At 68.3% G+C, this 4,725-nt stretch carries 3 protein-coding genes; all 3 read left to right on the forward strand.

Going from position 1 to position 4,725, the window contains the following annotated elements:
- The coding region (gene flhB / locus VGF12_RS14425; RefSeq protein WP_331176735.1) for a flagellar biosynthesis protein FlhB at positions 1-1,186 on the forward strand (1,186 nt) is incomplete at its 5' end.
- Positions 1,183-3,273 (forward strand): flagellar biosynthesis protein FlhA, encoded by a 2,091-nt coding sequence (flhA, locus tag VGF12_RS14430; RefSeq protein WP_331176736.1) that lies wholly within the window; start codon positions 1,183-1,185, stop codon positions 3,271-3,273. The genes flhB and flhA, both read left to right, overlap by 4 nt.
- Positions 3,270-4,725, forward strand: a 1,456-nt coding sequence (gene flhF / locus VGF12_RS14435; RefSeq protein WP_331176737.1) for a flagellar biosynthesis protein FlhF, incomplete at its 3' end; no start/stop codon positions are given. The genes flhA and flhF, both read left to right, overlap by 4 nt.

Consider the following 4,725-nt stretch of genomic DNA (forward strand, 5'->3'; position numbering starts at 1 on the left):
CTGTAGAACCGCCATGGCCGACCAAGACGCACAAGACCGCAACCTGCCAGCATCGGCCAAGAAGATCGAAAGATCCCGGGCCGAGGGCCAGATGCCGCGCTCGCGCGACCTGCCTCACTTCGTGATGATGGTCGCCGGCGGGGCCGTGCTGACGGTGGGCGGACCGAGCATCATCGAGAAGTTGCGCCAGACGCTGGTGGCCGCCCTGCGCTTCGACGCCGGCTTGCTGGCACGGCCCGGATTCATGGGCGAACGACTCATCGACATGGTGCTGGCCTTCGCGTTGGTCATGGGCCCCGTTGCCGCCGTGCTGGTGCTGGCAGGCATCGCCAGCCACCTCGCCAGTGGCTGGAACTGGACGATGAAGCCGCTGATGCCCAAGTTCACGCACCTGAATCCGCTGGGGGGCCTCAAGCGCCTGTTCACCGGCCAGGGCCTGGGAACGGCGCTGAAGGCGGTGCTGCTTGCGCTGGTGTTGGGCATCGTCGGTGCGATGGTTCTCAAGAACCGCCTCGCCGCCTACGTGGGCATCATGTCCGTGCCGCTGCCCTCGGCCCTGGCCTACGCGGGCCAGCAGCTGATGGGTGGCCTCGCGCTGCTCGCTGTCGCGCTGGCAGTGTTCGCTGCCATCGACGTGCCGCTGCAGCGTCAGCTCTGGCTGCGCCGCCTGCGCATGACCCGCGAGGAGGTCAAGCAGGAACTGAAGGAGGTCGAGGGCAACCTCGAGGTCAAGGCCAAGGTGCGCGCCAAGATGCGCGAGATGGCCCGCCGCCGCATGCTGGCCGCCGTGCCGCAGGCCGACCTTGTGGTCATGAACCCGACCCACTATGCCGTCGCGCTGAAGTACGACGAAGGCCGGATGGCTGCGCCCAAGGTCGTGGCCAAGGGCACCGACTTGCTGGCGATGAAGATCCGCGATCTTGCCAAGGAAAGCAAAGTGCCGGTTCTCCAGCAGCCGGTACTGGCCCGTGCGCTCTACGCCCACGCCAAGCTCGACGAGGAGATCCCCGCCGCGCTGTTCGGCGCCGTGGCCCAGGTGCTGGCCTACGTCTACCAGTTGCGCGCCTCCATGAGCTCGCGCAACGCCGCGCGGCCCGATGTGCCCAAGCCGCACGTCCCGCCCGAACTCGATCCGCACAACAAGCCGGGCTGGGCGCCCGAGCCTGACCAGGATTTCGCTGAATGAACCCCTTGATCCAGAAGCTGCAGGGCCTGCTGGGCCCGCGCGCCGGCATCATCGCTGCGCTGGGGGCACCCATCGCGGTGCTGATGGTGCTGTCCATGATGGTGCTGCCGCTGCCTCCCTTCGTGCTGGACCTGCTGTTCACCTTCAACATCGCCATGGCCGTGATGGTGATGATGGTGGCGGCACACATGATCAAGCCGCTGGATTTCGCGGCCTTCCCGACCGTGCTGCTGCTGACGACGCTGATGCGACTGTCGCTCAACGTCGCGTCCACGCGAGTGGTGTTGCTGGAGGGGCACACGGGCACCGGCGCCGCCGGCAAGGTCATCGAGGCCTTCGGCCACTTCCTGATCGGCGGCAACTTTGCGGTTGGCCTGATCGTGTTCGCCATCTTGGTGGTCATCAACTTCATCGTCGTCACCAAGGGTGCCGAGCGCATCGCCGAGGTCGGCGCACGCTTCACGCTGGACGCCATGCCCGGCAAGCAGATGGCCGTGGACGCCGACCTGAATGCCGGCCTCATCAACGAGGCCGAAGCCAAGCGCCGCCGCGCCGAGCTGTCCGACGAGGCCGACTTCTTCGGCTCCATGGACGGCGCCAGCAAGTTCGTGCGTGGCGACGCCATCGCCGGCATGCTGATCTTGGCCATCAACATCGTCGGTGGCTTCATCATCGGCGTGGCCCAGCACGGCCTCTCTGCCGGCCAGGCGGCCGACAGCTACATCCTGCTGGCGGTCGGTGACGCGTTGGTGGCCCAGATCCCGGCGCTGCTGATCTCGGTGGCCGCGGCCATGGTGGTGTCGCGCGTGGGCACGGACAAGGACATTGGCAGCCAGATCGGCAAGCAGGTGTTCGGCTCGGCCAAGAGCATCGCAATCACGGCGGCCGTCATCGGTGCGCTGGGCCTGATCCCAGGCATGCCGCACGTCGTCTTCCTGCTGATCGCCGGCGGCTTGGGCTACCTGGCCTACTGGCTGCGTTCCAAGGAGCAGGCCCAGGAGGCGGCCAAGGCGGTCAAGCCCATCATGCCCAGCAGCGAGGGCTCCGGCGAGGCCAGTTGGGAAGACCTGGTGCCGGTCGACACGCTGGGCCTGGAGGTGGGGTACCGGCTGATCACGCTGGTCGACAAGACCAAGGAGGGCGATTTGCTCTCGCGCATCAAGGGCGTGCGTCGCAAGTTCGCGCAGGAGGTCGGCTTCCTGCCTCCGCCGGTGCACATCCGCGACAACCTGGAGCTGCGCCCCAGCCAGTACCGCATCTCGCTGCGCGGTGCCGTCGTCGGCGAGGCCGAGGCCTTCCCGGGCATGTGGCTTGCCATCAACCCCGGCCACGCGACGCAGAAGCTCATCGGCACCGCGACCACCGACCCTGCCTTCGGCCTGCCGGCGGTGTGGATCGAGGAACGGCAGAAGGAGATGGCTCAAATGAGCGGGTTTACGGTGGTTGATTGCTCGACCGTCGTGGCCACCCACCTTTCACACTTGATGCAAGTGCACGCGGCCAAGCTCCTGGGCCGCGTGGAGACGCAATCGCTGGTGGAACACCTCACCAAGCAGGCGCCGCAATTGATCGAAGACGTGATTCCCAAGATGGTCAGCATCGCCACACTGCAACGCGTCCTCCAGCTGCTGCTGGAGGAGGGCGTGCATGTCCGCGACATGCGCTCCATCGTCGAATGTCTGGCCGAGAACGCCGCCACCGTCACCGACCCGCAGGAGCTGGCGCGCCGCATCCGCACTCACATCGCGCCGGCCATCGTGCAGCAGATCTACGGCTCCACCAAGGAGCTGGACGTCATCGCGCTGGAGCCCGAGCTGGAGCGCCTCGTCACCCAGGCCCTCAACTCGCCGCACGGCGCCGCGCTGGACCCTGGCGTGGCCGACACGCTGGCCCGCAGCGCTGCCGAGACGGCCCAGAAGCAGGAAGACCGCGGTCTGCCCGCCACGCTGCTGGTGCCTGATCTGATCCGCGCGCCCATGGCCCGCCTGCTCAAGCGCGCCGCGCCCCGACTCAAGGTCCTCGGCCACAGCGAGATCCCTGAAACCCACACCATCCGCATCGGCTCCATCATCGGAGGCACAGCATGAACGTTCGCAAATTTACGGCCCGAACCTCTCGCGAGGCGCTCGCTCTGGTCAAGCAGGCCTTCGGCCCCGACGCGGTGGTGCTGTCCAACAAGAACGTGCCCGAAGGCGTCGAGGTGCTGGCGATGGCCCCGGAAGGCATGGGCCAGATCGAGCAGATGGCCGCCACCGCGCCGCGCGCGGCGGAACGCCCCCCGGTGGCGCCACAGCAGGCCCAGCCGTCCGCCCGCGCCAGCTTCGCCGAGCGCACGCTGCGCCAGGAGCCCAGCTTCGGCGCGCCTGAGGTGGCGGGCGACGTGCAGCAGTTGGCGATGAGCACGCTGAACTTCCAGGACTATGTCCGCGAGCGCGTGCTGCGCCGTCGCCAGGCCGAGATTACCGGCCAGCCCGATCCCGTCCGACACGTCGCGCCGCCTCCGACGCAGCCCGCCGCGCCGTCCCTGGACGCCGCCCGCATGCAGCGTGAGCGCCGTGCCGCCGAGGCCATGGCTGCCCTGGCACCCCGGCGTGCCGCTCCGGTACAGCCGGTTCATGAGCCCCGCGTGGCGCGCCCCGCGCCCCCCGTGCTGCGCGACGAGATCCGCGTTCCCCCCGCCGGCGCGCAGCGCGCCGTGCCGCAGCTGAGCGACCTGTCGGCCATGGAGCCCTTGCCTCTGCCGGGCCAGCCCAATGCCAGCCAGCGCAGCCAGATGGATATGGCCGACGAGCTGCGCCAGATGCGCGGCCTCATCGAGGAGCGCTTCTCCTCGCTGGCGTTCATGGAAAAGTTGCAGCGCCAGCCCGTGCAGGCGCGGCTGACGCAGAAGCTGCTGGAACTGGGCTTCTCGCCTGCGCTGGTGCGCAAGCTTGCCGAGAGCTGCCCGTCTGACTTCCGCGGCGGCGAGGCTGCCGACGAGACCGCCTGGGCTGCCCATGTGCTGTCGCGCAATCTGCAGACCGACGAGGCCGCGCCGGCCATCGAGGACCGCGGAGGCGTCTATGCGCTGATCGGCTCTACCGGCGTCGGCAAGACCACCACGACCGCCAAGCTGGCCGCACACTTCGCCACCAAGCATGGTGCCGGCCAACTGGGCCTGATCACGCTGGACGCCTACCGCATCGGCGCCCACGAGCAGTTGCGCGCCTACGGTCGCATCCTCGGCGTGCCCGTGCACACCGCGCACGACCGCGCCTCGCTGGACGACCTGCTGGACTTGCTGTCCAGCAAGAAGCTCATCCTCATCGACACCGCCGGCATGGCCCAACGCGACAGTCGCACGCAGGAGCTGCTGGAGATGCTGGCCCACCCCAGCATCAAGAAGCTGCTCGTCATCAACGCCGCGCAGCAGGGCGAGACCATTGAGGACGTTGTCAACGCGTGGAAGGGGGCCGCCTGCGAAGGCGTGGTGCTCAGCAAGATCGACGAAGCCGTCAAGCTGGCGCCGGCGCTGGACACGCTGATCCGCCACAAGCTGA

The sequence above is a fragment of the Roseateles sp. genome (assembly GCF_036404855.1).
Taxonomy (GTDB): domain Bacteria; phylum Pseudomonadota; class Gammaproteobacteria; order Burkholderiales; family Burkholderiaceae_C; genus Pelomonas.

What these genes read in the sequence shown, in the direction of transcription:
- flhA (WP_331176736.1), top strand. Translation starts at nt 1,183, where the DNA reads ATGAACCCCTTGATCCAGAAGCTGCAGGGCCTGCTGGGCCCGCGCGCC.